The organism is Herbaspirillum sp. UBA812 (assembly GCF_002296545.1).
Lineage (GTDB): Bacteria > Pseudomonadota > Gammaproteobacteria > Burkholderiales > Burkholderiaceae_D > Herbaspirillum > Herbaspirillum huttiense.
The window spans coordinates 1-26018 of record NZ_DBIC01000221.1; the positions used below are offsets into that span (position 1 = coordinate 1).

General features: G+C 63.8%; 25 protein-coding genes, 1 pseudogene and 1 riboswitch. Of the genes and pseudogenes, 16 read left to right on the forward strand and 10 right to left on the reverse strand.

Going from position 1 to position 26018, the window contains the following annotated elements:
- Nucleotides 1-117 precede the first annotated feature (117 nt).
- Nucleotides 118-1980, reverse strand: a complete 1863-nt coding sequence (ilvD, locus tag B3873_RS14475; RefSeq protein WP_209533613.1) for a dihydroxy-acid dehydratase — start codon at nucleotides 1978-1980, stop codon at nucleotides 118-120.
- A 198-nt stretch (nucleotides 1981-2178) separates the two neighbouring features.
- Entirely contained in the window at nucleotides 2179-3621 is a 1443-nt protein-coding gene (locus B3873_RS14480; protein WP_286866892.1) for an MFS transporter, read from the reverse strand.
- 409 nt (nucleotides 3622-4030) lie between these two features.
- On the opposite strand from B3873_RS14480, the gene B3873_RS14485 reads away from it, so the two are divergent.
- Entirely contained in the window at nucleotides 4031-4984 is a 954-nt protein-coding gene (locus B3873_RS14485; protein ID WP_286866894.1) for a 2-hydroxyacid dehydrogenase, read from the forward strand.
- A 68-nt stretch (nucleotides 4985-5052) separates the two neighbouring features.
- Nucleotides 5053-5973 (forward strand): LysR family transcriptional regulator, encoded by a 921-nt coding sequence (locus B3873_RS14490; protein ID WP_209533616.1) that lies wholly within the window; start codon nucleotides 5053-5055, stop codon nucleotides 5971-5973.
- Nucleotide 5974: 1 nt separating this feature from the next.
- Here the strand turns inward: B3873_RS14490 and mntP are convergent, their stop codons facing one another.
- Together mntP and B3873_RS14500 are read right to left on the reverse strand one after the other, a co-directional pair.
- Complete coding sequence (mntP, locus tag B3873_RS14495; RefSeq protein WP_039789456.1) at nucleotides 5975-6556, reverse strand: manganese efflux pump MntP; 582 nt, start codon at nucleotides 6554-6556, stop codon at nucleotides 5975-5977.
- Nucleotides 6557-6563: 7 nt separating this feature from the next.
- A riboswitch (yybP-ykoY riboswitch) is annotated at nucleotides 6564-6745 on the reverse strand.
- Nucleotides 6746-6848: 103 nt separating this feature from the next.
- Nucleotides 6849-7814: a cation diffusion facilitator family transporter gene (locus tag B3873_RS14500; RefSeq protein ID WP_286866896.1), complete on the reverse strand. Its 966-nt coding sequence runs from the start codon at nucleotides 7812-7814 to the stop codon at nucleotides 6849-6851.
- A gap of 267 nt (nucleotides 7815-8081) precedes the next feature.
- Here B3873_RS14500 and B3873_RS14505 point away from each other — a divergent pair, with 267 nt between their 5' ends.
- Nucleotides 8082-9719 carry a DUF342 domain-containing protein gene (locus B3873_RS14505; RefSeq protein ID WP_286866898.1) on the forward strand — a complete coding sequence of 546 codons (1638 nt, stop codon included), beginning with the start codon at nucleotides 8082-8084 and terminating at the stop codon, nucleotides 9717-9719.
- A 111-nt stretch (nucleotides 9720-9830) separates the two neighbouring features.
- A complete protein-coding gene (locus tag B3873_RS14510; protein ID WP_209533619.1) occupies nucleotides 9831-10229 on the forward strand; it encodes a hypothetical protein in 399 nt (132 codons plus the stop codon).
- Nucleotides 10230-10250: 21 nt separating this feature from the next.
- Here B3873_RS14510 and B3873_RS14515 read toward each other — a convergent pair whose 3' ends face one another.
- Nucleotides 10251-11099, reverse strand: a complete 849-nt coding sequence (locus tag B3873_RS14515; protein ID WP_286866900.1) for a LysR family transcriptional regulator — start codon at nucleotides 11097-11099, stop codon at nucleotides 10251-10253.
- A 124-nt stretch (nucleotides 11100-11223) separates the two neighbouring features.
- Here B3873_RS14515 and B3873_RS14520 point away from each other — a divergent pair, with 124 nt between their 5' ends.
- The 5 genes from B3873_RS14520 to B3873_RS14540 all read left to right on the forward strand — a co-directional run bounded on the left by B3873_RS14520 (nucleotide 11224) and on the right by B3873_RS14540 (nucleotide 14853).
- Nucleotides 11224-12237, forward strand: coding sequence for a bile acid:sodium symporter family protein (locus tag B3873_RS14520; RefSeq protein ID WP_286866902.1), 1014 nt, complete (start codon nucleotides 11224-11226; stop codon nucleotides 12235-12237).
- A gap of 127 nt (nucleotides 12238-12364) precedes the next feature.
- Nucleotides 12365-12736, forward strand: coding sequence for a VOC family protein (locus tag B3873_RS14525; protein WP_034331886.1), 372 nt, complete (start codon nucleotides 12365-12367; stop codon nucleotides 12734-12736).
- 123 nt (nucleotides 12737-12859) lie between these two features.
- On the forward strand, nucleotides 12860-13609 hold the full coding sequence (locus B3873_RS14530) for a helix-turn-helix transcriptional regulator (RefSeq protein ID WP_286866907.1): 750 nt from the start codon (nucleotides 12860-12862) through the stop codon (nucleotides 13607-13609).
- 115 nt (nucleotides 13610-13724) lie between these two features.
- Nucleotides 13725-14147, forward strand: coding sequence for a DUF2325 domain-containing protein (locus B3873_RS14535; RefSeq protein ID WP_209533622.1), 423 nt, complete (start codon nucleotides 13725-13727; stop codon nucleotides 14145-14147).
- 184 nt (nucleotides 14148-14331) lie between these two features.
- The gene (locus tag B3873_RS14540) at nucleotides 14332-14853 is read left to right on the forward strand and encodes a hypothetical protein (protein WP_034331888.1); all 522 of its coding nucleotides are present in this window, start codon (nucleotides 14332-14334) and stop codon (nucleotides 14851-14853) included.
- 90 nt (nucleotides 14854-14943) lie between these two features.
- Here B3873_RS14540 and B3873_RS14545 read toward each other — a convergent pair whose 3' ends face one another.
- From B3873_RS14545 to B3873_RS14555, 3 genes are all read right to left on the reverse strand, one after another.
- The gene (locus B3873_RS14545) at nucleotides 14944-15768 is read right to left on the reverse strand and encodes a diguanylate cyclase (RefSeq protein ID WP_286866910.1); all 825 of its coding nucleotides are present in this window, start codon (nucleotides 15766-15768) and stop codon (nucleotides 14944-14946) included.
- Between the two features lie 250 nt (nucleotides 15769-16018).
- Entirely contained in the window at nucleotides 16019-17587 is a 1569-nt protein-coding gene (locus B3873_RS14550; protein ID WP_286866911.1) for a methyltransferase regulatory domain-containing protein, read from the reverse strand.
- Nucleotides 17588-17641: 54 nt separating this feature from the next.
- Complete coding sequence (locus B3873_RS14555) at nucleotides 17642-18076, reverse strand: nucleotide pyrophosphohydrolase (RefSeq protein WP_286866912.1); 435 nt, start codon at nucleotides 18074-18076, stop codon at nucleotides 17642-17644.
- Between the two features lie 159 nt (nucleotides 18077-18235).
- Between B3873_RS14555 and B3873_RS14560 the strand changes: the two genes are divergently transcribed.
- From B3873_RS14560 to B3873_RS14580, 5 genes are all read left to right on the forward strand, one after another.
- Complete coding sequence (locus B3873_RS14560) at nucleotides 18236-18829, forward strand: attG domain containing protein (protein WP_209533625.1); 594 nt, start codon at nucleotides 18236-18238, stop codon at nucleotides 18827-18829.
- Between the two features lie 400 nt (nucleotides 18830-19229).
- Nucleotides 19230-20882 (forward strand): methyl-accepting chemotaxis protein, encoded by a 1653-nt coding sequence (locus B3873_RS14565; protein WP_286866913.1) that lies wholly within the window; start codon nucleotides 19230-19232, stop codon nucleotides 20880-20882.
- Nucleotides 20883-21066: 184 nt separating this feature from the next.
- Entirely contained in the window at nucleotides 21067-21276 is a 210-nt protein-coding gene (locus tag B3873_RS14570) for a hypothetical protein (protein ID WP_034331894.1), read from the forward strand.
- Nucleotides 21277-21357: 81 nt separating this feature from the next.
- Nucleotides 21358-21984, forward strand: coding sequence for a trimeric intracellular cation channel family protein (locus B3873_RS14575; protein ID WP_134221302.1), 627 nt, complete (start codon nucleotides 21358-21360; stop codon nucleotides 21982-21984).
- Nucleotides 21985-22106: 122 nt separating this feature from the next.
- Nucleotides 22107-22259, forward strand: a complete 153-nt coding sequence (locus tag B3873_RS14580; protein WP_166675556.1) for a hypothetical protein — start codon at nucleotides 22107-22109, stop codon at nucleotides 22257-22259.
- Between the two features lie 123 nt (nucleotides 22260-22382).
- Here the strand turns inward: B3873_RS14580 and B3873_RS14585 are convergent, their stop codons facing one another.
- Entirely contained in the window at nucleotides 22383-23420 is a 1038-nt protein-coding gene (locus tag B3873_RS14585; RefSeq protein WP_286866918.1) for a TRAP transporter substrate-binding protein, read from the reverse strand.
- A gap of 79 nt (nucleotides 23421-23499) precedes the next feature.
- The gene (locus B3873_RS14590) at nucleotides 23500-24249 is read right to left on the reverse strand and encodes an SDR family NAD(P)-dependent oxidoreductase (RefSeq protein WP_286866919.1); all 750 of its coding nucleotides are present in this window, start codon (nucleotides 24247-24249) and stop codon (nucleotides 23500-23502) included.
- Between the two features lie 284 nt (nucleotides 24250-24533).
- Between B3873_RS14590 and B3873_RS14595 the strand changes: the two genes are divergently transcribed.
- Nucleotides 24534-25421, forward strand: a complete 888-nt coding sequence (locus tag B3873_RS14595; protein WP_034331899.1) for a LysR substrate-binding domain-containing protein — start codon at nucleotides 24534-24536, stop codon at nucleotides 25419-25421.
- A 130-nt stretch (nucleotides 25422-25551) separates the two neighbouring features.
- Nucleotides 25552-26018 (forward strand): annotated as a pseudogene (locus tag B3873_RS14600) (transketolase); the annotation flags it as partial.

Consider the following 26018-nt stretch of genomic DNA (forward strand, 5'->3'; position numbering starts at 1 on the left):
CATCAAGGCGTAAGCCCGCACAGCCTCAGTACGCAAGACAAAAAAAACCGCCCGGCTCGCACCGGGCGGGTTTGCTTTTGCAGCGTCGTTTCGTCACAGTCAGTGACGTCGCACGTATTAACGCTTCAACTGCGACAGGTCACGCACGGCACCTCGATCAGCCGACGTGGTCAGCGCCGCATAAGCCTGCAGTGCCTGCGAGACCACACGCTGGCGGTTGCCCGGCTGCCACGCGGCGTCGCCACGAGCGTCCATCTCTACACGGCGCTTGGCCAGTTCTTCACCGGAGATGCGCAGGTTGATGGTGCGGTTGGGGATGTCGATATCGATCATGTCGCCCTCTTCCACCAGGCCGATGGCACCGCCTTCGGCCGCTTCCGGCGACGCGTGGCCGATCACCAAGCCCGAGGAACCGCCGGAGAAGCGGCCATCGGTGAACAGCGCGCAGGCCTTGCCCAGGCCCTTGGACTTGATGTACGAAGTCGGGTACAGCATTTCCTGCATGCCGGGGCCGCCCTTGGGGCCTTCATAGCGCACGATGACCACATCACCGGCCTTGACCTTGTCGCCCAGGATGCCTTCCACAGCCGCGTCCTGGCTCTCGAAGACCCGTGCGGTGCCGGAGAACTTCAGGATGCTTTCATCCACGCCTGCGGTCTTGACGATGCAACCCTTCTCGGCGATGTTGCCGTACAGGACCGCCAGGCCGCCGTCTTGCGAGTACGCGTGTTCGCGATCGCGGATGCAGCCGTTGGCGCGGTCCAGGTCGCTGTCTTCAAAACGCTCTTCCTGCGAGAAGGCCGTCTGCGTGGGCACGCCACCGGGGGCGGCACGGAACAGCTTGTGCACGGCCGGATCGCTGGTGACGCGGATGTCGAATTTCTCGATGGCTTCGCCCAGGGTCTTGCTGTGCACGGTCGGACGCGAGGTATCCAGCAGGCCGGCACGGGCCAGCTCACCCAGGATGGCGATGATGCCGCCGGCGCGGTGCACGTCTTCGATGTGGTACTTGTTGGTCATCGGCGCGACCTTGCACAGGCAGGGGACCTTGCGCGAGATGCGGTCGATGTCGGCCATGGTGAATTCCACCTTGGCTTCGTGGGCTGCGGCCAGCAGGTGCAGCACGGTGTTGGTGGAGCCGCCCATGGAGACGTCCAGGGCCATGGCGTTTTCCCAGGTTTCCTTGGTGCAGATGTTGCGCGGCAGGATGCTGTAGTCGTCCTGTTCGTAGTGGCGCTTGGCCAGTTCGACGATCAGGCGGCCAGCGCGCAGGAACAGTTCCTTGCGGTCGGCGTGGGTCGCGAGAACGGTGCCATTGCCCGGCAGCGACAGGCCCAGCACTTCGGTCAGGCAGTTCATCGAGTTGGCGGTGAACATGCCCGAGCAGGAACCGCAGGTCGGACAGGCCGAGCGTTCCACTTCGGCCACGTCGGCGTCGGAGATGTTCTTGTCGCCGGCCTGGATCATGGCGTCGACCAGATCGAGCTTGATGACCTTCTTGTCGGTGTTGACGGTCTTGATGACCTTGCCGGCTTCCATCGGGCCGCCGGAGACGAAGACCACGGGGATGTTCAGGCGCATGGCGGCCATCAGCATGCCCGGGGTGATCTTGTCGCAGTTGGAGATGCAGACCATGGCGTCGGCACAGTGGGCGTTGACCATGTATTCCACCGAGTCGGCGATCAGGTCGCGCGAGGGCAGCGAATACAGCATGCCGTCGTGGCCCATGGCGATGCCGTCATCCACGGCGATGGTGTTGAATTCCTTGGCCACGCCGCCGGCCGCCTCGATCTCGCGCGCCACCAACTGGCCCAGGTCCTTCAGGTGCACGTGGCCCGGCACGAACTGGGTGAAGGAGTTCACGACCGCAATGATGGGCTTGCTGAAATCGCCATCCTTCATGCCGGTGGCACGCCACAGCGCACGCGCGCCGGCCATGTTGCGGCCTTGGGTGGTGGTATAGGAACGGTAGGTCGGCATGATGGGTGTCTCCTCAGGGCTGCTTAGGGAAAAAGGGAGCACAAGAGTGCCTTCGGGGAGAGTGTTTGTCCAATATATAATTCGATGCCTATTAATATCCGTTGGATATTATTCCAAAACAACATGGATAGCCTCTTCAGGCAAGCAAAAGGCCCGCACCATGGCGGGCCCTTCGCACTTTCACGGCTCAGATGAGACTCAGGCTTCCTCTCCGGCCTTCCTCACGGTAATCGGTTCCACCACGCTCAGCAGCAGCACCAGGCACAGCAGCGAGGTGCCGACCATGTAGAGGAAGACACTGGTCCAGTCATAGCGATCCAGCAGCATGCCCACCGCCAGGGGTGCGCAAGCCCCACCGATCTGGCCCAGCGAATTGACGATGCCGAACGCGGTCGGATAGGTGGACTTGGTCGCCAGCCCCATCGGATAGGCCGAATACCCGGCAAAGCCGATGCCCAGCATCAGGCCCGACAGCATCAGCATGGCGCCGAGATACAGCACGCTGTCCGGCGCTTCCACCAGCATCAGCGTCATCACGGCCGTGCCCAGCGCACCCAGCAGCATCATGGGCTTGCGGCGGCCACCGAGCAGGCGATCCGAGATCACCCCGCCCAGCATGTTGCCGGCCACCGCACCGATGAAGGGAGCCGAGGCCAGGAAACCCATCTTCACCGAAGCGAAGCCCTTGACCGTGACCAGGTAGGTCGGGATCCATGACATGAAGATGTTGCTGATGCCGATCATGCAGCCATAGCCGATGGCCACGCCGATCACGTTCCACGAGGTGAAGACCTGGCGCAGCGTTTCCAGGCGTGGCACGCGGCGGGTCCGGTTGATGCCGTCCAGCCAGGGCATCGGTGCCACTTGCGCGCCGTGGGCCGGACGCGCGCCGCTGCTGGCCGGACCGGCCGGCAGGTCCTGCGTGATGTAGCGGCGTTCGGCCTCATTGCAGAAACGATTCTCGGCCGGCGAATTGGTCACCAGGAAGAACCACAGGATGGCCAGGAAAATGCCCGGCACCGCAAATACGTAAAAGATTTCGCGCCAGCCCCAGAGCTGGATGACGATGATGCAGACCGTCGGCACGATCAGCGGGCCGAGCTTGGAGGCGGCAATCCAGAGCCCGGTGGCGGTGCCCTTTTCCTCGGGCGGGAACCAGCGGTTGATGACGTTGGTACAGCCAATGCCCAGCGGACCTTCCGACAAACCCAGGCCCACACGGTAGAGCTGCAACAGCAGCACCGAGGAGGTCGTGCCCATGAGGCCGGTGAAAAGCGAAGTCAGCAGCATGAAGACGGAAAAGAGAATGCCGGTGGTCTTTTCGCTCAGGCGCTTGTACATCAACCCGACCGGAATCTGCACGATGCCGTAGGCAAACGAAAACAGGCTCACGATCAGCCCGGCTTCGGTATTGGAGATGCCGTATTCCTTCTTCATGTACGGCAGGGCGATGCCGAAATTGGCGCGGTCGGCGCAGGCGATGGCCCAGATCATGAAGATCAGGCCCATCACCACCCAGCGATAGCGGGTCGGTTTCTGCTGTGTCAGTGGCGCGACTGCGCTCGCGGCCGGGGCTGCGGATGAGGCGGATGCGGCGGAACTGCGGCGGCCGACCGGGTCGGCGGCGTCGACGTGATTCATCGTCGGACTCCTTGGGCGTGTCTCGTGTTTATCGTTATGGATGGCGGCAATGGCGTGGCACTGCCGCGCTCAGGACGGCAGCGTGCGGCCGGTCCGGGGTGATCCCAGGTTCATGCTTGTCTCCTGTGCGGGTGGCGGGCTTTGTTGTGTGTCCCTTGAGGGATCTGTTGACGCCCGGCATTCTTTGCGGCCCTTGCGTGTCTCGGTGGCCGACGCTGGGAATCATGGCCGCGGCCCTGCATGGCGTCCAATCTTTTCTGGCTATCAGGTGATGTGCGGATTGAATCGATGCTGATACCGAATCAGTCACCATTTCGTGAATCAATTGATAGCCTTTTCGGATTGGACGCCCTGCCCGAATGCCCGCATCATCCGCCGGCATTGCCACCGAACGAGAAGGAGTCCCCCCATGAAACGCCACGTGCTGCAGCTCAATCCCATCCTGGTCCCGGCCATCAACGACAAGCTGGAAAGCCTCTACCACATGCACCGCCTGTTCGAGCAAGAGGACAAGGAAGCCTACATCGACCGCCATGGTGCAGTGATCGAAGGCGTCATCACCGGCGGCCACACCGGCATCAGCAATGCGCTCATGGATCGCCTGCCGGCGCTGAGGGTGGTGGCGGTCAATGGTGTCGGCACCGATGCGGTGGATCTCAACCATGCGCGCAGCAAGGGCCTGCCGGTGACCGGCACCTTCGGCGCGCTGACCGAGGATGTGGCTGACCTGGCCTTGGGGCTGATGCTGGCGGTGAGCCGGCAGATCTGTCCGGGCCATGCCTTCGTGCAGCGCGGTGACTGGGTGCGCCATCCTTCGCCGACGGCCATTCCACTGTCGCGCCGCCTGAGCGGCAAGCGCGTGGGCATCGTCGGCATGGGCAAGGTGGGCCGCGCCATCGCCCAGCGCGCAGCGGCCTTCGGCTGCCCGATCGCCTATACCGACCTGCGCGCCATGGAGGACCTGCCCTACACCTTCCAGGCCGAGCTGCTGCAACTGGCGCGCGAGAGCGATGTGCTGGTCCTGGCGGCCGCCGCCGACAAGGCGCAAGGCATCATCAACGCCGCCGTGCTTGATGCGCTCGGACGCGAAGGCATTCTCATCAACATCGCGCGCGGCAAACTGGTGGTGGAAGAGGATCTGGTGGATGCCCTGCAGCGCGGCGTGATCGCCGGTGCGGGTCTGGATGTGTTCGTGGATGAACCCAACGTACCGGCGGCCTTGTTGCAAATGGACCAGGTGGTTCTGCAAGCCCATCGCGCCAGCGCCACCGTGGAATCGCGCACGGCCATGGGCGAGATGGTGCTGGCCAGCCTGGCGCAAGGTCTGGCCGGACAGCGGCCAGAGGGCAGCCTCACCACCTGAAGAGGATCATGGCCGTGGCCGGGAGCGTACCTGCCTATAATGCACGCTCCCCTTACCGGCGAATCCCCATGCTCGATCTGGCTCAAGTCCGTTGTTTCGTGGTCGCTGCGACCGAACTCAATTTCCGTCGTGCAGCGGCGCTGCTGAACATGACCCAGCCGCCCCTGTCGCGGCAGATCCATCTGCTGGAACATAGGCTGGGCGTGCAATTGTTTGAACGGGTCGGACGTACCGTGCGCCTGACCACCGAAGGCCGGGTGTTCCTGGCCGATGCTTCACGCCTGTTGCAATTGTCGGAGCAGGCCGAGAGCACGGTGCGCCGCGCCAGCCAGGGCAAGACCGGGCGCGTGCGGGTCGGTTTCACCGGTGCGGCCGGCTATGAGCTGATTCCTGAGCTGCTGATGCAGGCGCGCAAGAGCCTGCCCGAGATCGACGTGGTGCTGTTCGAGCTGATTTCGGTGTCGCAACTGGAAGCCTTCACCGCCAACACCATCGACATCGGCTTCCTGCGGCCGGTCTCATCACGCCAGCCGCTGGAATTGCAGCTGGTGGACGACGAGCCACTGGTGCTGGCCATGCCGCAAGGCCACGCGCTGGCCGCGCATGAGCGCATCGCCACGGCCCAGCTCGATGGCCAGCCCTTCATCATGCATTCGCCCACGCATGGAAAGTATTTCTACGAACGCATCATGGCCATGCTGGGTGCGGCGGACGTCAAACCCGATTTCACGCAATACATCGACCAGAGCCACACCATCCTGTCGCTGGTGCGTGCCGGGCTGGGCGTAGGCATCCTGCCCGCCTCGGCCCAGCGCTTCCATTACGACCGGGTGGAATTCCGCCCGCTGGCAGGCGACGTGCCGCGTGCCGAGATGAGCATGGCCTGGCGCGCGGACCAGGACAATCCGGCGGTCACGGCCTTCCGCCTGATGGCCAGTGAATACTGTGCCGAGCGCGCAGCCAGGCTGCATCACACGGCATCAGTCTGAATCAGCCGCCCGCGCGACTCAGGTGTTCATAGAGGATCGCCGCACCCACGCCAATCAACACCACGCCACCGATGATCTCGGCACGCTTGCCGATCAGGTGGCCCAGCACGCGGCCGACCATCACGCCGATGGTGACCATGGTGGTGGTGGCCAGGCCGATCAACAGCGCGGCTTCGAGGATGTTGACGTCGATGAAGGCCAGGCCCACGCCCACGGCCATGGCGTCGATGCTGGTGGCCACCGCAGTGAGGGCCAGCATGACCACGGATTGCTTCTGCGGGGTGGCGTTGGCGTCTTCTTCCTCATCATCATCGCTGAGGCCTTCGCGGATCATGCGCGCACCCAGCACCAGCAGCAGCACGAAGGCGATCCAGTGATCCCATTCCGAGACCCACTTGGTCGCGACAGAACCGGCGAACCAGCCGATCAGCGGAGTGATGGCTTCGATCACGCCGAACAGCAGGCCGATGCGCAATGCCTGCAGGAAGCGAGGCTTCTGCATGGCGGCACCCTTGCCGATGGCGGCCGCAAAGGCGTCCGTGGACATCGCCAGCGCGAGGAGAAGGAGAGCGGGGAAATTCATGAGCGGGGATTCCTTGGCCGGGCGAAAAGTCCATGGACGCGCCTGCGCGCCCAGCCTGGCCGCAGGATACGTCTATGGTCTCGCCTACCTGGATGGCTACCCGCGCCACGGCAGCGATGCTGCCGAGAATGTTGACACGGGCTCTTCCGGATGACCCGGAAGCTGGCTACTCCCCAAAGAGAAGCCCGGATTTTAAACGAAGACGGCCGCGCTAGACAAGTTGTCGTGCCGGGTTCGTCAGAATGCTGCGGCGTACGCTACACAATGTATTGCCAGGCAGACATTGTGTCGATCAGTGCGCATCACCCTGCTCTGGCGCATCGAACGCATCGAACGCATCGACCGGATCCACATGCGTCATCACATCCAGCACAGGATGCGCTTCCAGCACCCGGCGCCGCGCGTCGATGGCAATGGCATGGCCTTCGGTGACGGTGAGCGTGCCATCGATTTCCAGATGCACGTCCACCAGCGTGAGATCGCCCATGCGCCGCGTGCGCAAGTCATGCACCCCCTGCACTCCGGGCGTGGCGAGGATGGTAGCGCGGATGGCCTCGCCTTCTTCAGCGGACACGGCACGGTCCATCAGGTCATGCAGCGCGCTCCAGAAAAATCCCCAGCCGGTGCGCACCACCATCAAGCCCACGACCGCCGCGGCCACCGGATCCAGCAAGGTGAAGCCCGCCAGGCTGCCGACGATGCCCAGCGCCACCACCAAGGAGGAAGCAGCATCCGAACGCGCATGCCAGGCATTGGCCACCAGCATGCTGGAACGCACGCGCTCGGCGATGCGCAGCATGTAGCGGAACAGCAGTTCCTTGGCCAGCAAGGCCGCCAGCGCCACCCACAAGGCCGCCACATGGACCGGTGGCGTTTCGCCATAGTGCTGGATCTTCTGCGCCGCCGACACCAGCATGCCCAGGCCCACGGCCAGCAGCAAGGCACCCAGCGCCAGCGATGCCGCCGTTTCGTAACGCTGGTGACCATATTGGTGGTCGTCGTCAGCCTGCTTGCGGCTGTGATGGCCCGCCAGCAGCACTACGAAATCAGAAATGAGATCGGACAGCGAATGAATGCCGTCCGCAATCAGTGCCTGCGATCCGGAGAACACGCCGGCCGTGACCTGCAGCATCACCAGCGCGATATTGACCACGATGCTCACCAGCGTACTGGTGCGGCCAGCGCGATAACGGGCCGCACTCAATGCATCATCGCGAGGATCTTCCCCCTTGAAGTCTTCTATTTGGGTACTTAACATAAAACCAACGATAAGAGCCTAATCTAGATTCAAAATTGGCAAAACTTGTGCTATCGAACAAATTACTGGATCATCTTGCCACATTACAATGTCATCCGTATTGCGTCAGGGGGACTGCCGCCGCTTTTTTGCCGGTGCGGTCAGCAACGCGCCGGATCACGGCCCGCACCTCCATCGCACGACAAGACATCCCCGCGTACCTGGCTGGCGCCATGACACGCGAGCGATCCGAGACAGACCCGGTGCAGCCTTACATCGAGGAACAGCATGAACCAAGCAACTCCGCAACCGCTGTCGTTTGCGTTCGACAGGGCCAGCGGCGAACTGAGCGCCACCTGGCAACCCGTACAGGGATTCCCGCCGCTGACGCTGGCCTTCCTGAAACAGGCCATGACCGATCATGGGCTGACCAAACTGTTTTTCCAGGATTCGATCCTCAATGGCTTCGTGCGCAAGGCCGAGGATGCCAAGGAACCTGTTACTCAGGTCATCGCCGAGCGGCGCGATGGCGAGTTCTCGCTCGATGTGGCCGATGACCTGATGACGGCCTCGCTGACCCTGGTGCCGCCCTACGGTGGCCGCGCCAAGAGCGTGGAAGTGGTCAACGCCATCCGCGCCGCCGGCATCACTTACGGCATCCTGCATGAGCAGCTGCGCGGGGCGCTCTCGGCGGGCTTCTGCAACAAGCTGGTGGTGGCGCAGGGCCTCATGCCCACGCCTGCCGAGCCGGCCCGTTTCGAGAGCCTGCTGGAAGAAAAGGAAGAAGAGCTGGCCGACATCGACGAAGATGCCGTGGTCTCCTATGCCGACATGGGCCACATCCTGCTGGTCAAGGTCGGTGATCCGCTGATGCGCCGCACGCCACCGGTACCGGGCCAGGATGGCATCGACATCCGCGGCGGCAAGGTGCCGGCACGGCCGATTGCCGACGTGCCCTTCGCCAAGGAATGCATCGGTGCCGAACCGAGCGAGGAAGACCCCGACCTGCTGGTGGCCATCGTGCCGGGCCAGCCCACGGTCATCAAGAATGGCGTGAAGGTCAACCCGGTGCTGGATGTGGAAAACGTCGACCTCTCCACCGGCAACCTGAGCTTCGAAGGCACGGTGCGCGTCTCCGGTGACGTGCTTACCGGCATGAAGATGAATGTGGGCGGCGACGTGGTCATCAACGGCACCGTTGAAGCGGCCGAGATCGTGGCCGGCGGCAGCGTCACGGTCAAGGGCGGCGTGATCGGCCACAGCGAGGGCGTCACCGCCCAGGCCGGCACCACCGCCATTGCCTCGCGCATCAGTTCACAGAAATCGGTGCAGGTGATGTTCGCCGAGAGCGCCCACATCGAAGCCGCCGACGACATCCTGGTGCTGGGCAACGCCCGTCACTGCGAGCTGCTGGCCGGCAACGAGATCACGGTCGGCAAGGGCAATCCGCGTACCGGCCACATCATCGGCGGCCGCGTGGAAGCGACCAACATCATCCGCGCCAACGTGATCGGTGCGTCCACCACCACGCATACGCGCGTCCAGGTTGGTCTCGATCCCTATCTGGAAGAGAAGATCGCCATCAAGGAACAGGAATACACGCGCAAGGTGGCCGAGCTCGATCGCACCATCAAGCAGCAGAGCTACTACAAGCTCAATCCCGAAAAGGCCACCCCCGAACTGCTGCATGAGACCAGCGACAAGCGCAAGGCGCTGGCCTACGAGGTCAAGGTGCTGCTGGAAGAAGTGAGCCAGATGAAGGAAGGCATGGTCGCTGCCGAGGACGCACGCATCATCGTCGCCAAGGCCGTCTACGAAGGTACGGAATTGCGCATCGGGCACGAAGTGTGGCCGGTGCAATCCGACCTGGGTGGCGGCACCGCACAGCTGTTCGAAGGCGATATCCGCTACAACCCGAAAAAATAGTTTTCCAAGGTTTTTCTTGTTTTTCGCCAGCCTGTGGATAAATCGTTTATAGCATTTGCACTTCGGTTATCCACAGGCCGTTCCGCGCTCACGCACTGATTGCTCCCGCTCATGCAAGACCTGCTCCCCCATCCGGACCTGGCGCAACTGCGCGCCCTGGCAGCCGACAGTGCGGCCATCACCATGGATTGCAATTGCCGCGCGGCCGACAGCAGCGGCTGGATCAGCCTGCCGCTGTCGCTGCCGGAAACGCAACTGGTGGACGTGGCCACGCTCATTGCCGATCCCTACGACGAACCGACCTTCACCGAATACCATCCGCAGGGCACGCGCTACGCCTCGCCCGAGGCTCCCATCGCGCCGGCCTGGTATCCGTACAACCGCTGCAATATCGCGCGCTGCACGCAATGCGCACGCCACTACCTGCGCTACATGGAAGCCGGTGGTTATTTCGTGGATCGCCGCATCCGTTCATTGAATGCTCCGGCGCTGATCGTCGAGGCGGCCTGAAACCCGCTCCCGCTGTGCTGTTCAGACCCGGCTCAAGCGGCTGGCCATCAGGATCTGGTACAGCGTGTCCGCCGGCCGCGACAAGCGCCGCGCGGTGAGCGCCACATATTCCACATCCGGCAGGCGCGGCAGCGCCGCATGATTCAGCGGCACCACCAAGTCACGCGAGGCCAGATGCTGCGGCAATGCCGCCAGCCCCAGCCCGCCGCGCGCCGCCGCCATGCAGCCCGCATGACTGCCGCTGGTGCAGACGATGCGCCAGTGATGGCCTGACTTGCCCAGCGCCTGCAAGGTCGCCGCACGCGTGATGCTGGGCTCGGGTAGCAGGATCAGGGGCAAGGGTTCGGTGAGGTCAACCAGGGTATCGGGCCGCGTGAGCCACTGCATGGGCGTGGAGAACATGCTGTGCCCGCGCGATTCGCCGGCCCGCCGCTTGCCGACCAGCAAGTCCAGCTTGCCCTGGTCCAGCGAGGCATAGAGCTCGCTGGTGAGGCCGATGGTGATTTCCAGTTCGACTTCCGGATGCTGGCTGCGAAAGGCCGCCAGCATGTCCGGCAACGGGCCCATGGCGAGGTCGTCAGAGGTGCCGAAGCGCACCCGGCCGCGCAGGCGCGGCGCGCTGAACTGCGCTTCGGCGCGGGCATGCGCCTGCAGGATCAGGCGCGCATGCACCAGCAGGCTTTCGCCATCAGCAGTCAGTGCCAGGGAATGCGTATCGCGCACGAAGAGGCGACGGCCCAGGCTCTCTTCCAGGCGGCGGATGTGGTCGCTCACCGTCGATTGCGTCAGCCCGAGCTGGCGCCCGGCCTCGGTGAAGCTGGACGAGGTCGCGGCAGTAGCGAAGGTCTGGAGCCAGAGCGGATTGAGCATGCGGCCATTATCATCGGACTTTCCGATGACAGTCAACGCGATCAGAGGGGTTCCCGATGGCCGTGCGCTTTCCTATCATGAGGGCAAACCCGAATCGTCCCTTCATTTTTTCCGCGAGCGCGCCATGAACCGCTTTCTCCCCGACCGCTTCACCCAGTTGCTCATCGGCACCGTGCTGCTGGCCACCTTCTTCCCGGCCACCGGCAGCTTCGAGCATTTCATGCACATCGCCAGCAATGCGGCCATCTCGCTGCTGTTCTTCCTGCATGGCGCCAAGCTCTCGCGCGAGGCGGCCCTGTCCGGACTGAAGCAGCCGCGCCTGCACCTGCTCACGCTGGCCTCGACCTTCATCCTGTTCCCGCTGCTGGGCCTGGCCTTGAAGAGCGCCGTTCCCGACCTGCTGACGCCGCAACTGTGGATGGGCGTGCTGTTCGTCTGTACGCTCTCCTCCACCGTGCAATCCTCGATCGGCTTTACCTCCATCGCGCGCGGCAACGTGCCGGCGGCGATCTGCGGTGCCACTGCATCGAACCTGCTGGGCATCATCATCACGCCGCTGCTGGTGACCTTGCTGCTGCATCGTCATCACGAAGCCAACGGCATGTCGCAGGTGCTGAGCATCCTGCTGCAACTGCTGCTGCCCTTCGTGCTGGGCAACCTGATGCGTCCCTGGATCGGTGACTGGATCAATCGCCACAAGGTCATCGTCAATGTCGTCGATCGCGGCGGCATCCTGCTGTCGGTCTATGCCGCCTTCAGCGTGGCCGTGGCGCAGGGCGTGTGGCACCTGTTCCCGCCGGGGCAGCTGGCCTTGCTGGTACTGGTCAATGCGGTGCTGCTGGGAACCGTGCTGCTGGTGACCACCTATGGTGCCCGTGCCCTGAAGATGCCGCGCGGCGATGAAATCGTGCTGGTCTTCTGCGGCTCCAAGAAGTCGCTGGCCTCGGGCATCCCCATCGCGTCGGTGCTGTTTGCCGGCAGCGGGGCAGCGGTGGTGCTGCTGCCGATCATGCTGTTCCACCAGATGCAGCTGATGCTGTGCGCGGTACTGGCACGGCGCTATGCGGCTCGCCAGGAAAGTGAACAAAGCGGCGAGCACCCGCAGCAGGAGGGCGTGGCGGCGGTGGCGACGCGCTGATTTCTGACCGTTTCTTCCCGGGGGCGCGAGGGCTACTGACAGGACGTTGTCAGTAGCCCTCGCGCATGATGCGTTCCATGCCAGCCGGCATAGACAACGCTCCCCTCCCAAGAAAAGGAAGAACACCATGCAAACCCAAGTCAACTGGTTCGAGATCGCCACCAAGGACCTGCAGCGCGCCACCCGCTTCTACGAAGCCGTCTTTGCCACCAGGCTGCGCCAGGAGCAGCTGTCCGAGGAAGGCCCGATGGCCATCTTCGTGCGCGACGACGGACAGTCCATCGGCTGCCTGACCGCGCCCGGCTGGCTCGAACCCACGCGCCAGGGCACGCTGATCTACCTCGATGCCGGACCCTCGATCCAGGCGGTGCTGGACCGCGTCAAGGCGGCCGGCGGTGAAGTGACCATGGAGCGCTTCCAGCTGCCCAACGATATCGGCTACATCGCCCAGTTCATCGACAGCGAAGGCAATCGCCTGGCCTTGCACGCGATGCATTGAACGGACCGGATCGGCTCGCCAGCCCGGCGCCATGCTCGCATCTTGCACAGCAGCATCGAAGTTCGTGGCGGGCCGGGAGCATGCGTGCCAGAATGGCGCGCATCATTTTTTCCTCCGCCTGCCATGCGTCGAGCCGACCGCCTGTTCCAGATCACCCAGTACCTGCGTGGACGCCGTCTCACTACGGCGCGTCAGCTGGCGCAGTGGCTGTCGGTGTCGGAGCGCACGGTCTATCGCGACATCCGCGATCTCTCGCTCTCGGGCGTGCCGGTGGATGGCGAAGCCGGGGTCGGCTACCGCATCAAGCCTGGCTATGACTTGCCGCCGCTGATGTTCAACGCCGATGAAATCGATGCGCTGGTGATCGGCATGCGCATGGTGCAAGCCTGGGGCGGCCCGCAACTGGGGGCCTCGGCGGCCTCGGCGCTGGCCAAGGTGGTGCTGGCCCTGCCCAAGGAAAAACGCGATTTCGTCGAGGCCACTCCGCTCTTTGCGCCGGCCATGCAGGACGACTGCGGCCAGGGCGAGCGGCTGGAAGCCATCCGCCAGGCCATCAACAGCCGCCACAAACTGCTGCTGCATTACACCGATGCCCAGCAGCGCAGCAGCCAGCGGGTGGTGTGGCCGCTGGCGCTGGCCTTCTTCGGCGGCACCTGGCTCTTGGCCGCCTGGTGCGAGACACGCGATGACTTCCGCTCCTTCCGCCTGGACCGCGTCCGCCAGATGAGCGAACACGGGCATTATCCGGATCGCAATGGCCGCCGCCTGCCGGACTTCGTGCGGGCCATGCAGCGCCAGGTGCGCGCACAGCAATCCTCGGCGGCAGCTCCGGCAACACCACCGGCGCCTGCCGCCCCACCGCCCGCTGCCTGACCGGGCGTGGCGCTGCGCCAACGCAAAGCGCATATGCTGCTGCAAATTGATTCGTTCGCAAGCCGGGGCACTGGGGTTAGGCTGGGACCGTCACTCACTTCCTGCGAGTCCCTTCATGCGTGCTGCTGCCCCTGCTTCCGCTTCGGCCTCCACGGCCGGCCCCATCGACTTGTCCCTCGGTGACCGCTGTGTGCTCTGCGTCGGTGGCCTGACCGGTGCCCGCAATCACTACCGGGCCGAGATCGAAACCCGCGCCGGGCGCTTCCTGCATCACGATGGCGGACGCGAGGACAACCTGCACCGGCTCACGCCCATGCTGGCCGCCGCCGACATCGTCATCTGCGCCTCCGGCAACATCAGCCACAACGCATACCACCTGGTCAAAAGCACCTGCAAGAAGCTGGGCAAGCCCTGCGTGCTGGTCAAGGGCACCGGCATCGCCTCCTTCCTCGATGGCCTGGGCCACCTGGCCGCCAGTGAAGCACCGCAGGAAGGACGCTCGGCCCGCGGTGACCGGGTGTTGCGCGGCAAGCGCTAGGGCCTGTTCCCATGCAATCTGCGAGATGCGCATTGCATGGGAACCGGCCCTAGACGATTCCTGCCAGCAACAAAAATATCCTGCTGTTTGGAAAAAATCTCGAATCCCCCCTACAATCGACTCCCCGGCCCGCCCTGCGTGCCGTACCGACAACATGCCAAGACGGCAATTTCCGGGAGTTCGTTTGAAGATCGTATCTCGCCTGCGCACCTGTCTGCGCCCGCGCCTGTGCGCGCTGGTGCTGACGCTGGCCGGTGCCGTGGCCGGCGCACCGGCGGCGCAGGCCGCGCCACAACCCAGCTTTGGCATTGAGGTCGGCAATGCCTTGCTGTGCCTGAACCAGCTCAACAGCAAGTATTTCTTCGATTACCTCGTGGCCGCCTTCGGCCCACCCTACAAGACGGAGGGCGGGGCCTACTGGTTCAAGGCCACCAATGTCACGCTGTGGGGCATGCAGGCCACCGATTTCCTGGTCAATGACAGCAGCAGCCAGGCCGACTTCATCGGCGCGTATTTCAACACCACGCCGGTCAAGCTGACCGATGCCATCAAGGGCGCACTGGGCATCCGCTTCACTCCCGAGGATGATTCGGCCTATCCGATGAGGCAGTCGCAGGCCGGCAGCAAGATCGTCTACAACGATACCAACGCCAAGATGTATTGCGCCAAGTCCAAGTTCCTGGTGCCGGGGCCCGAGCAGCCCTGAACGCGGAGAGTCGAAGAACCATGAAAAATGCGGCCCGGTGGGACACCACGGGCCGCATTGTCATTGGGGCAGCGGGTAGCGCTATGCAGCTCAATCCTTGCGGAAATCGTCGGTGGTGCGGATGCAATCGCGCCCCGCTGCCTTGGCCAGGGCCAGCGCCTTTTCCGATTCGCGCAGCACGGTATCGGGTTCGTCGACCTGACGCTGCGGGGCCACGGCGGCGATGCCGATGCTGATGGTCACGCGGCCGGTCGGGCTGGCACTGTGCTCGATGTTGAGCTGTTCGATCGACTTGCGGATGCGTTCGGCCACGATCAGTGCGCCATCCAGGCGCGAACCCGGCAACAGCACGGCGATCTCCTGGGTACCGAAACGCGAGAGCAGATCTTCCGGACGCACGTTGGTATCGCGGATGGCGCTGCCGACCCGGCGCAAGACCTTGTCTCCGGCCATGCGGCCATAGCTGGCGTTGTATTCATCGAAGAGATCGATGTCGATCATGATGATGGCCAGCGACAGGTTGGTGCGCGCCGCGCGGTTGAATTCTTCCAGCAGGCCGCGCTCGAACTGGCGGCGGTTGGCCAGGCCGGTCAGCGCATCTTCCAGGCCGACGCGGGCCAGGGTCTTTTCCATTTCTTCCAGGTGGGTGCGGGCATCATCGCGTTGCTCCACCAGTTGCTTGTGCTCTTCCTGCAGCTGCTGCATGCCGGCCTCCAGACCGGACAGCGGTTGCAGCAGTTGCCGCGCCAGCACCCAGGACAGCAGGGCCGACACCAGCACCAGGACCACGGCGGCGACCGCCAGGCCCTGCGTGCTGCCATTCATGGCCAAGGCGGTCAGCACGATGGCGGTGAGCAGCGCAGCGGCGGTACCGGACAAGGTCAGGCGTGTTTGGAGTTGACGGGACAGGGACATAAGCTGAAAACCGACTTTCCTAAAAGAGAGGTTCGGCACCGGCAGGACAGGCGCGGCAGGCACGGCAGTGATGGGCGGCAATATGGCCACGCGAAATCGTACAGGCTAGTTCGCTGCGACGCAACGCGATTGCCGCCCTGCACGCAGGATAGCCGTGCTTGTCAGGGCGCTGTCATGCGGACGTCAGGCCGGGTGTGAGGAATTCACGACAAACGCCGCGGCAAGCTCATCCATGGCATCGCCACGCGCATCACGCCACCTGCAGCGCCCGCAGCAAGGGCAGCCTGGTACGCGCGAAGAGCCGCGCCTGCGTCGCCAGTTCGGCCAGGTTCTCGTCCTCGGCTTCCAGCCGCACGCCATCGCGCACCAGCCGCTTGCCCTGCGCAGCGATGTGCTGCCAGGCCTGGGCGGGCCAGGCTTCGAGATCGTCGCCGCAGACTTCGCGCGCCAGCAGGAACAACTGCTCGACCCGGTCCACCTTCACGCCACCGCCGGTCAGCGGGCTGACCAGATGAGCGATGTCGCCCTCCTGGCTCTCCGGCAGCACCAGCGCTGCGCGCTGCAGGAGATAGGCATTGAGGTCGGCCGTGCGGCGCGCGATCTGGGCCTGGGTGGCGGCATCCAGCTCGGGGGGCAGCGGAGCGGCGTGGCCGGTGCCGATCAGCATCAGCGCCGAATCGATCACTTGCGACAGGTTCAGGTTGCGATGCGCCAGCGAGGCCGCCAGGTCCACCAGCGTGTGCGGCTGGTAGTCCGAGAGCGCCTGCAGGATGGGTTCGTAGATGAGCCGGTTGAGGGTGATCTCGGCGGCCACGTTCTGAATCGTCAGCGGCACCTTGTCCGGCTCGGTCAGCAGCACCACGCTTTGCAGCGCCAGCGCCTGCACGCGCTGGCGCTCGTCCAGCACCTGGCCGCCACGCACCCAGTAATCGCGGCGGAAGGTCTGGTTGACCATGAAATCGCGCGTGCTCTGGTACAGCACCGGGTCGTCGATCTCGGCCAGGCACTGGCGCTGCGCCGGAGTCAGGTTGGCCATGTCGAGGTGGTCGATGTAGTGCGCAGGGCAGGCGAACTGCAGACCGGCCTGCGAGAAGCGGCGATGGATCTCGGCAAAGGGCTCGGCGTGCCAGTCGCGATTGAAATATTCGTGCGCGAGGTAGCTGCGCGACTGCTGCTGCAGCATCTTGAGGCGGTCGCGCATGAAGGGATTGGTCTGGGCATAGACCGGGTCGGTCTCGAAGAGCCGTGTGGCAAAGGCCAGTGCGGCCTCGATGCGAGCGGCCGTGGGCAGGCCGCGTTCCTCGTTGCCGGCCAGTTGCGTGTGCTGCACCAGCAGGTCGCGCAGCGGCATGAAGGCCGACCAGCCCGGCTGGGTGTTGTAGCTCAGATAGAGCACGCCGCCCGGCTTGAGCTTGCGGTCGATGAAATCGAGGAGGATCTGGCGGTTGTCCTCGGAGACCCAGCTCCAGATACCATGCAGGGCGATGAAATCAAAATCCGGCAGATCGTCCCGGCGACAGAAATGCGAGAAGCTGGAATCCTCCAGCTGCGCGCCACTGCCACTGGCCGCCGCCAGTTCCTGGGCGAAAGCCGCCTGCAAGGGATTGAAGTCATTGCCCCACCAGCGCGTGGTGGATGCCGCTGCGTGAAAATTGGTCGACAGGCCCTGGCCGAAACCCAGCTCGCAGGCGGTCTGGATGGCCGGTGCCTGGAGGCCGTGGAAGGCGAAGGCCAGCGGCAGGCGGGCCGGATTCATGCCGGGGTAATAGCCGTAGGTGTAGGCGATGTCGACGACGTAACCGTCATTCCAGTTGGTCAAGGCGAGCTCCGGGCAGCGAACATGAGAGGGAGGAAAGCAAGGACAGCGCCAGCCTCAGCCGGCACCGGAGGCATCATCGCCGGCGTCGGTACCGGCAGCCGGCCCGGCCAGCGCGCTGTATTTGCGCGCATTGCCACGGGCCAGTTCGACCGGATACTTGCGGCGATTCAGTTCCATTTTTTCCAGCACGGCGCTGCGCAGGTCGACGCCGGTATGGTCGGCCAGCTGGATCAGATAGACCAGCACATCGGCCATCTCATGACGGATGCCTTCGCGCGCGGCGTCATCGAGTTCATGATCGGCACCCGTGGGTAGCCACTGGAAGTGCTCCATCAGCTCGGCCACCTCCACCGAGAGGGCCATGGCCAGGTTCTTGGGCGTATGGAAACGCAGCCAGTCGCGTTCGCTGGAAAAGGTACGGATGATCTCGCGCAATTCGTGCAGATCGGACGGGGCAGCAGCGGGCTGGCCGGAGGGGGAAGCGGTCATGGGCTTGGCGTGGGTCTGGATGTTGTCGTCTTGGCCTTGTTGTCGGCAAGGTACTTTATCACCAACCCACACAAACCGGCCTCCACGCTTGATCTGCGACAGCTTATGTCCCACGGGAATGATGCACAATGTAGCGAAACACACGACATTCTGACGAACATGCTGACACTTTTACGATCTCCGCTGCGTCTTCTGTCCTGCACTCTGCTGGCCACCACGCTGCTGGCGGCCGGCTGCGACCGCCACATCGACCAGGAGCTGGCGGCCCACGAAGCCGCCCAGACCACGCTGGGCCTTACCCCCAAGCAATTCGCTGATCGCTTCAACAATCGTCTCGCCGACGTACTCAAGGACATGAAAGTGGAAGAGCCGGAGCACATGGCCCACCTCTACATGCTGGACGCGTCGCGGCTGCATCCGGGCAAATACGAATACGTGCTCGACACCCAGGTCGGCCCGGCCCAGACCACGCTCATCGGCACGCTCAACAAGAAGGGTGAGCTGCGCAACGTGGGCGTGATGATGACCAACAAGGTGCCCGGCGCCCGTGACGAATTCCTGATCTGCGCCTCCAGTGCCGCGCGCAGTTTCATCTCCGGCAGCGAGGACAAGCTGCTGCCCCTGATTACCCGCCTCACCACGGTCGCCCTGGACAATCCCGGCCAGCGCATGACCGAGGTGGTGGCCGACCAATTGCTCTCGGTAGAACTGGTGCCGCAAGGCGTGCTGTTTCAGGTGCAGCCGCGCCAATAAGCGACCACCGCAATGCCGATGACGATGATGACCGGAAACAGTTTCCATTCATCATCGCCCCTGCCCCGCCCTGCCCGGCAGGAATGCTGCTTCCGTTTCTGGTTCACCCGTGGAAAGTCCCGCCTTTTTGACCGATTGAAAGCGCGGTACAGCGTTTAGATTCTGGTCATCATGGTTTCCGTGTCGCGCCGCCCAAGCCGGATACAGGCTGGCGTCGCACATCTTTGCGGTAATGCCATGGAACGCCATGACACCGACACGCAATTCCACACCAGGCCGCACGCGGCCCGGTATGAAAACGGGGTCGCCGCGCTTGGGGACGAAGCACGGCGGCTTTCTACAACAGCGGCAGGACCGTGACCCCGCAAGGTCAGCAACGGTCAGGGCAACGGGGGCAAGCATGCGCACGAATCTACCGATCACCACCACCGAACGGTTGCTGGAGGATGGCAAGTCCATCGTCTCCAAGACCGACCTGCAGGGCAACATCACCTACGTCAATCCTTACTTCGTGGAAATCAGCGGTTTCGACGAAGCCGAACTGATCGGGGCCCCGCAGAACATCGTGCGCCATCCCGAGATGCCGCGCGAGGCCTTCGCCGACATGTGGGCCACGCTCAAGGAAGGCCTGCCCTGGAACGGGCTGGTCAAGAACCGCTGCAAGAATGGCGATTACTACTGGGTCCAGGCCAACGTCACGCCGGTGCGCGAGAACGGGCGCGCGGTCGGCTACATGTCCGTGCGCACGCGTCCTTCGCGGGAGCAGGTACAGGCGGCCGACAGCGCCTATCGTGCCTTCGTCGGCGGCCAGGCACGCGGCCTGCGCATCCGTCGCGGCGCAGTGGCGCGCACCGGCTTCATCGGCTGGCTGCAGGGCCTGCGTGATCTGCCGTTGGCCACGCGGCTGGGCTGGATGATGGGCGTGCTCACGCTCATGTTCATCCTCGGCGGTGCGGTCGCGGGCAGTGCCGTGCAAACGGCCGGAGGCAGCCCCTATGCGGTGTGGCTCGGCACGCTCGGTGGCGCTGCGCTGCTGCTGGGCTCGTGGGCGGTGCTGCATGCGAGCGTCGTGGCGCCCTTGCAGCGCGCCATCAAGTCCGTCCATGGCCTGGCCGGCGGCGATCTCGACCTGCATATCGATACCGATGCGCGCGGCGACATGGGCCTGCTGCTGCAAGCGCTGCAGCAGCTCAACGTCAACCTGCGCGCCATCATCGGCGACGTGCGCCGCAACGTGGAATCGATGACCATCTCCACCGGCGAGATCGCCAGCGGCAACATGGATCTCTCAAGCCGTACCGAATCGCAGGCCTCGGCACTGGAAGAAACGGCCTCCAGCGTCGAGCAGTTCGCCGCCACCGTGCGCCAGAATGCCGACTCGGCGGCCAATGCCGACCGCCAGGCGCAATCGGCCTCCTCCATTGCCCAGCGTGGCAGCCATTCGGTACAGCGCATGGGCAAGACCATGGAAGAGATCGACGCGGCTTCGCACAAGATCGTGGACATCATCGGGCTGATCGACGGCATCTCCTTCCAGACCAACATCCTCGCGCTGAACGCTGCCGTGGAAGCGGCGCGTGCCGGCGAGCAGGGACGCGGCTTTGCCGTGGTCGCCTCGGAAGTGCGCACGCTGGCGCAACGCTCGGCGGCCGCCGCCAAGGACATCAAAGGCCTCATCGACGACTCGCGCGCGAAAGTCGAGAGCGGCAACCAGCTGGTCCGCGAAACCGCGCAAGCCATGGGCGACCTCGGGGGCGCGGTGGAAAACATGGCCGTCACGATGGCCGAGATCACGGTGGCCAGCAATGAGCAGAGCGGCGGCATCGAGCAATTGAATCAGGCCGTCAACGCCATCGACGAAACCACCCAGCAGAATGCCGCCCTGGTGGAACAGGCTGCCGCCGCTGCCGAGAACCTGCGCGACCAATCGATCAAACTGAGCCAGGCCATGTCGGTGTTCAAGATCAGCTACAGCGCCCCGCGCTCACCGGCCTCTGCGAGCGCGAACACTGCCACGCGCCAGAAGGAAACCACGCTGGCACTGGCGCAGTAAGGCCCGGTGGCATGCCGTGCAAGCGGCATGCCTACACCGCTTTACAAGGCATTGCATTTCTTTACCCGATAAGGGGGTGTCCGCATCTTTGCACGGCCACCGCGCTTGCCTATGATGAACTCCTGTCCGCATCTCCCTCAGCAGAGGGGGATGCTGGCTGCCTACCACTACAAGGGAGTTTCACATGAGCGTGTCTTCGGTCTCCTCCGGCAACAGCAGCTTCTACAACACCATCATCCAGCCCATCAAGAACGTCGCCTCCGAAGTCGGTGACGAGATTGAAAGCGCCTACGACACCACTGTCGATGCTGTTTCCTCGGCCGCGCATTCGGTGGCCGACAGCGTGACCTCGGGCGTCAAGGCCATCGGCAACATCATCGACACCTCCGCCTGATCTTGGGTGCCGCAGCATGGCGCCGGGACCGCGCCATGCAATAATTCGGGCTTTGCGACTACCGCCAGCCCGGACCCTGCCATGCTGCTGCATACCATCTACCTCATCGCCATCTGCGCCGAAGCCATCTCGGGCGCGCTCATGGGCATCCGCAAGGACATGGACATCTTCGGCATCTGCCTGATCGGCACGGTGGCGGCGTTGGGTGGCGGTACCGTGCGCGACATCCTGATCGGCCACTATCCGCTGGGCTGGGTGGCGCATCCCGAATATCTGGGCTTCACCATCTGCGCGGCGATCGTGGCAGCAGTCGCGGCGCGCGCCCTGCATCATTTCAAGTCCGCTTTCCTGGTGGTGGATGCACTGGGGCTGGTGGCTTTCACCATCATCGGCTGCGATATCGCGCGCAGCTTCGACAACTTCCACCCGGCCATCGTGGTGATGCTGGGCATGGTCACGGGCGTGTTTGGCGGCTTGCTGCGCGATGTACTGTGCAACGAGATTCCGCTGGTCCTGCGACGCGAGATCTATGCCAGCGTGTCGCTGCTGACCGGTACCCTGTATGTGCTGATCCTGCACTGGCAGATCGATGGCCGCATCGCCACCCTGAGCTCCCTGCTGCTGGGATTTTCGGTGCGCCTGCTGGCGATCCGCTTTCACTGGGAATTGCCGCGCATGGACAAGGAGCGCGTGCGCGGCTTCGACTGAAGCGAGCGCTCTCCCCGGCAAATGACATCCTTTGTTGCAATTGCCTGACTGCGCTTAGCAGACCCACGTAGTTCAATGCTGCCTCACTGCATCTCTTTCCATTTCTTTGCATGAGGTTGACCATGAAACGATTGACGACGCTGCTGGCTGCAGCGCTGCTGCTGACCACGCTGGGGGGCTGCGTCTGCGCGCCCTGGTTCTGCGGACCCGGCCCGGGCGGCGGCGGACCGCGCGGCGGCTGGGGTGACGGCGGACCTGGCGGTGGGCCACGCTGAGATTTTTCACCGGTGTCAAACGCAAAAGGCCGGAGCAAACTGTCTCCGGCCTTTCTCTTTTCCGCATTCTTGATTTTGTATTCTGTATTACGTATTCCCTCTGCGGAGTTCTGATGCAGCTCCTCAGCCCAGTGTGCCGACGCTGGATTCCAGCAGCTTCCACGCCTCCTCGCCAAACCTGGCGCGCATGTCCTTGTAGAAATTGGCCTGCGCCAGCGCCTGCTTGAAGGAGTCCTTGTCCGCATCGATGATCTGCAAACCCTTGCCAGCCAGGTCATTGCGGGCCATGCCGGAGAAGCTGGCGATGTCGGCGCGCTCATCGGTGGCGGCCTGATCGAGTTCGCGCCGCACGATCTCCTGGATGTCCTTGGGCAGCTTGTCGAAGGCGCGGCGGTTGCCGAGGATCCAGTAGGCGTCCCAGACGTGATTGGAGAGCGTGCAGAACTTCTGCACTTCGTAAAGCCGTGCGGTGCTGATGATGGCCAGCGGATTTTCCTGTCCTTCCACCAGCTTGGTCTGCAGTGATGAATAGACCTCGTTGAAATTGATCGGCGTGGGACTCGCACCCAGTGCCGAAAACAGCGAGGTCAGCATCGGTGCTGCCGGCACGCGCAGCTTCAGGCCCTTGACGTCGGCGGCACTCCTGATCGCCTTGGTCGAGGTGGTGATCTGGCGGAAGCCGTTGTCCCACGGTTTGGACATGGTCAGCAGACCGACCTTCTCGATCTGCGCGCGCACGTGCGCCCCCAGTTGGCCGTCCATGGCCTTCCACACGGCCGCGTAATCCTGGAAGGCAAAACCGGTATTGACGATACCGGCGGCCGGCACCAGCGTGGAGAGTACGGTATTGGCCTGGTTGAAGAATTCCACACCGCCATTGCGGATCTGCGACATCAGGTCGGTATCGGAACCCAGCTGGTTGGCCGGGAACAGCTTGATCTCCAGGCGCCCGTTGGTGGCGTTGCGGATACGGTCGATGGCTTCCTGCGCGCGCTTGTTGACCGGGTGCGAAGGGTCCTGGCCGGTGGCGAATTTATAAGTAAACTCGGCCGCATTGGCGGGCCGCGTGAGGATGGAAAACAGCGGCAGTGCAGCCCCGACAGCGCCTGCCTTGAGGATCTGGCGGCGGCTCAGCTTCTTTGATGCGATCTCGTCTTTCATCTTTTGTCTCCTGGCATTTTTTATGGTGGGAATCGATGAAACCGCGCCAGGCCAAACGACCGGCCGGCGCGTGAACAACTCAATGGATCAGCATGCCGCCGTTGACGTCCAGCGTGATGCCGGTGCAGTACTGCGACAGGTCGCTGGCCAGGAACACGCAGACGCCGCCCACGTCATCCGGCCCGCCCAGGCGGCCCAGGGGAATGGTCTGGGCGATCTCGGCTTTCTTCTCGGCACTGAGGATGTCCTTGTTGATGTCGGTCGAGATGAGGCCGGGCGTGACGCAATTGACGCGGATGCCCTCCGGGCCGAACTCGCGCGCCATGGCCCGCGCCAGACCCAGCACGCCAGCCTTGGCCGCCGAATAGTGCGGACCGCCCAAAATGCCGCCGCCGCGCTGGGCCGAGACCGAGGAGATGCAGACGATGGAACCGCCCTGCTGCGCGCGCATGGCCGGCAGCACTGCCTGCGACATGTAGAGCGTGCCGCGCAGGCTGACATCGAGGATGCGGTCGTAGTCCTTGCCGCTGATGTCGAGGAATTTTGCGGGCTGGGTGATGCCCGCATTGTTGACCAGGATATCGATGCGGCCGAACTGCTGCAGGATCGCTTGCGCTGCGGCCTCGCAGGAGGCCTTGTCGGTGACGTCGGCGACCAGGCCGAGATGGCCTTCGCCCAGGCGGGCAGCAGCGGTGGAAGGTTCGGCGCGTTCCAGGTCGAGGATGACGACGCGCGCACCTTGCGCGGCCATCAGGCGCGCAGTGGAAAATCCCAGGCCGTTGAGCCCGGCACCACCGGTGATGACGGCAACTTTGTTCTTGAGCAGCATGGTGTGGTCTCCTGAAAGTGGCATGCGAATGAGCAACGGTGAAGAGCTCCGCGCAGTCCTCCTGCGAGCGGATGCAGCGCCAGATAGCGCGCATGGACGGATGTCTCCCTGTTGTTCTGGCGGCGATCTTCGAACTTTCATCCGGCCGCGACAAGTGATGCTTTGTCATGAAAATGTGACGAAGCTTCATCTGCCGGATCGATGCGCTAAAATCGGCCGCGAGCCCGCGCCCGCGCATGCCGTGACGCAGCAGAAACGTTCACAAGACCAAAAACCGAGACACCATGATTCCTCCACTGACCTCTCTGATGGCCTTCGAGGCGATCGCACGCCGCAAAAGTTTCAACCTTGCGGCGGCGGAATTGCATCTCACCCCGTCAGCCATCAGCCACCAGGTGGCGCGTCTGGAAAAGCTGCTGGGGCTGCGCCTGTTCGAGCGTTCCACCAAGGGTGTGGAGCTCACGCCGGCAGGACAGAGCTATCTCAACCGCGTGGCCGGTGCGCTCGGGGCGATCAATTCGGCCACCGACGATTTGCGGCATGGCGTGGAGAATTCGCTGCAGATCCATTCCAGCCCCAGCTTCGCGAGCCTGTGGCTGATGCCGCGCATCGGACGCTTTACGCAGCGCTATCCGGAGATCGCCTTCGGCTTGTCGGCCTCGCCGGAAATTTCCGATTTCGAGATCGGGCAGGTGGATCTCGACATCCGCTGCGGCGTGCCGCACTGGCCGGATCTGGAAATCGAACCGGTACTGTCGGAGCAGGTGATCCCGATGGCCAGCCCGGATTTTCTGGCGCGCCATCGCATCGAGACCCCGGAAGACCTGGTGCTGGCCCCGCTGATCCAGTCGCGCGGCAGCCTTCTGCAATGGCCGGAATGGTTTGCCCGCTACGCACCGGACCTGCGTCCGGAACGCATCGCCCTGCGCTTCGACCGCGCCATGATGAGCATCGAAGCGGCGGTACAGGGACTGGGCGTGGTCTTCGAGAGCGATGCCTTCGGCGCCGGGCATCTGGCCAGCGGACGGCTGCAGCCGGTGTTTGCGGACGGCATGACGCTGGAGATCACGCAACACTTTGCGGTCTGCCCGGCACGCAACAAATCGCGGCCGGAGGTGGTGTTGTTCCTGCAGTGGTTGCGTGAAGAGAGCGGGAAACTTGCGTCTACTTGACGCCAATTCAGCCAAGCCTGAATTTTCATCGCTTGCCTGCACCCGTACCGACCGCGAAGAATAAGTCTCCACCATTACAACGGAGACTGACGCATCGCCCTCTTTTGCCGGGCAGATGCATCTTGCTGTCATGACCCCACATCCCCTGCAGCCGCTGGCGCATGCCATCCGCCTTCTTTCCATCGACGCCATCGTGCGCGCCACCGAAGGCCATCAAGGCGTGCCGCTGGGCATGGCCGAGATCGCCACCGCACTCTACGCCCGCCACCTGCGCTTTCACGCCGCCGATCCGACCTGGCCGGACCGCGACCGCGTGGTGCTCTCCAATGGCCACGGCTCGATGCTGCTCTACAGCCTGCTCTACCTCACCGGCTACGAACACATCACGCTGGAGCAGGTGCGCAACTTCCGCGAATTCGGATCGCACTGTGCCGGCCATCCGGAATACGATCCGCAACTCGGCATCGAAGTGACCACCGGTCCGCTCGGCCAGGGCATCGCCAATGCCTTCGGCATGGCCGTGGCCGAGGCTTACCTGAATGCGCGCTTCGGCGATGGCATCGTCAATCACCGCACCTACGCCTTCGTCGGCGATGG

Bases quoted from the DNA above. Each gene is read 5' to 3' on its own strand.
- ilvD (WP_209533613.1), bottom strand. From the start codon at position 1,980: ATGCCGACCTACCGTTCCTATACCACCACCCAAGGCCGCAACATGGCC.
- B3873_RS14555 (WP_286866912.1), bottom strand. From the start codon at position 18,076: ATGACCGCTTCCCCCTCCGGCCAGCCCGCTGCTGCCCCGTCCGATCTG.
- B3873_RS14515 (WP_286866900.1), bottom strand. From the start codon at position 11,099: ATGCTCAATCCGCTCTGGCTCCAGACCTTCGCTACTGCCGCGACCTCG.
- B3873_RS14565 (WP_286866913.1), top strand. From the start codon at position 19,230: ATGCGCACGAATCTACCGATCACCACCACCGAACGGTTGCTGGAGGAT.
- mntP (WP_039789456.1), bottom strand. From the start codon at position 6,556: ATGAATTTCCCCGCTCTCCTTCTCCTCGCGCTGGCGATGTCCACGGAC.
- B3873_RS14485 (WP_286866894.1), top strand. From the start codon at position 4,031: ATGAAACGCCACGTGCTGCAGCTCAATCCCATCCTGGTCCCGGCCATC.
- B3873_RS14575 (WP_134221302.1), top strand. From the start codon at position 21,358: ATGCTGCTGCATACCATCTACCTCATCGCCATCTGCGCCGAAGCCATC.
- B3873_RS14490 (WP_209533616.1), top strand. From the start codon at position 5,053: ATGCTCGATCTGGCTCAAGTCCGTTGTTTCGTGGTCGCTGCGACCGAA.
- B3873_RS14570 (WP_034331894.1), top strand. From the start codon at position 21,067: ATGAGCGTGTCTTCGGTCTCCTCCGGCAACAGCAGCTTCTACAACACC.
- B3873_RS14530 (WP_286866907.1), top strand. From the start codon at position 12,860: ATGCGTCGAGCCGACCGCCTGTTCCAGATCACCCAGTACCTGCGTGGA.
- B3873_RS14480 (WP_286866892.1), bottom strand. From the start codon at position 3,621: ATGAATCACGTCGACGCCGCCGACCCGGTCGGCCGCCGCAGTTCCGCC.
- B3873_RS14500 (WP_286866896.1), bottom strand. From the start codon at position 7,814: ATGTTAAGTACCCAAATAGAAGACTTCAAGGGGGAAGATCCTCGCGAT.
- B3873_RS14535 (WP_209533622.1), top strand. From the start codon at position 13,725: ATGCGTGCTGCTGCCCCTGCTTCCGCTTCGGCCTCCACGGCCGGCCCC.
- B3873_RS14510 (WP_209533619.1), top strand. From the start codon at position 9,831: ATGCAAGACCTGCTCCCCCATCCGGACCTGGCGCAACTGCGCGCCCTG.
- B3873_RS14560 (WP_209533625.1), top strand. From the start codon at position 18,236: ATGCTGACACTTTTACGATCTCCGCTGCGTCTTCTGTCCTGCACTCTG.
- B3873_RS14585 (WP_286866918.1), bottom strand. From the start codon at position 23,420: ATGAAAGACGAGATCGCATCAAAGAAGCTGAGCCGCCGCCAGATCCTC.
- B3873_RS14525 (WP_034331886.1), top strand. From the start codon at position 12,365: ATGCAAACCCAAGTCAACTGGTTCGAGATCGCCACCAAGGACCTGCAG.
- B3873_RS14595 (WP_034331899.1), top strand. From the start codon at position 24,534: ATGATTCCTCCACTGACCTCTCTGATGGCCTTCGAGGCGATCGCACGC.
- B3873_RS14580 (WP_166675556.1), top strand. From the start codon at position 22,107: ATGAAACGATTGACGACGCTGCTGGCTGCAGCGCTGCTGCTGACCACG.
- B3873_RS14590 (WP_286866919.1), bottom strand. From the start codon at position 24,249: ATGCTGCTCAAGAACAAAGTTGCCGTCATCACCGGTGGTGCCGGGCTC.
- B3873_RS14520 (WP_286866902.1), top strand. From the start codon at position 11,224: ATGAACCGCTTTCTCCCCGACCGCTTCACCCAGTTGCTCATCGGCACC.
- B3873_RS14505 (WP_286866898.1), top strand. From the start codon at position 8,082: ATGAACCAAGCAACTCCGCAACCGCTGTCGTTTGCGTTCGACAGGGCC.
- B3873_RS14545 (WP_286866910.1), bottom strand. From the start codon at position 15,768: ATGTCCCTGTCCCGTCAACTCCAAACACGCCTGACCTTGTCCGGTACC.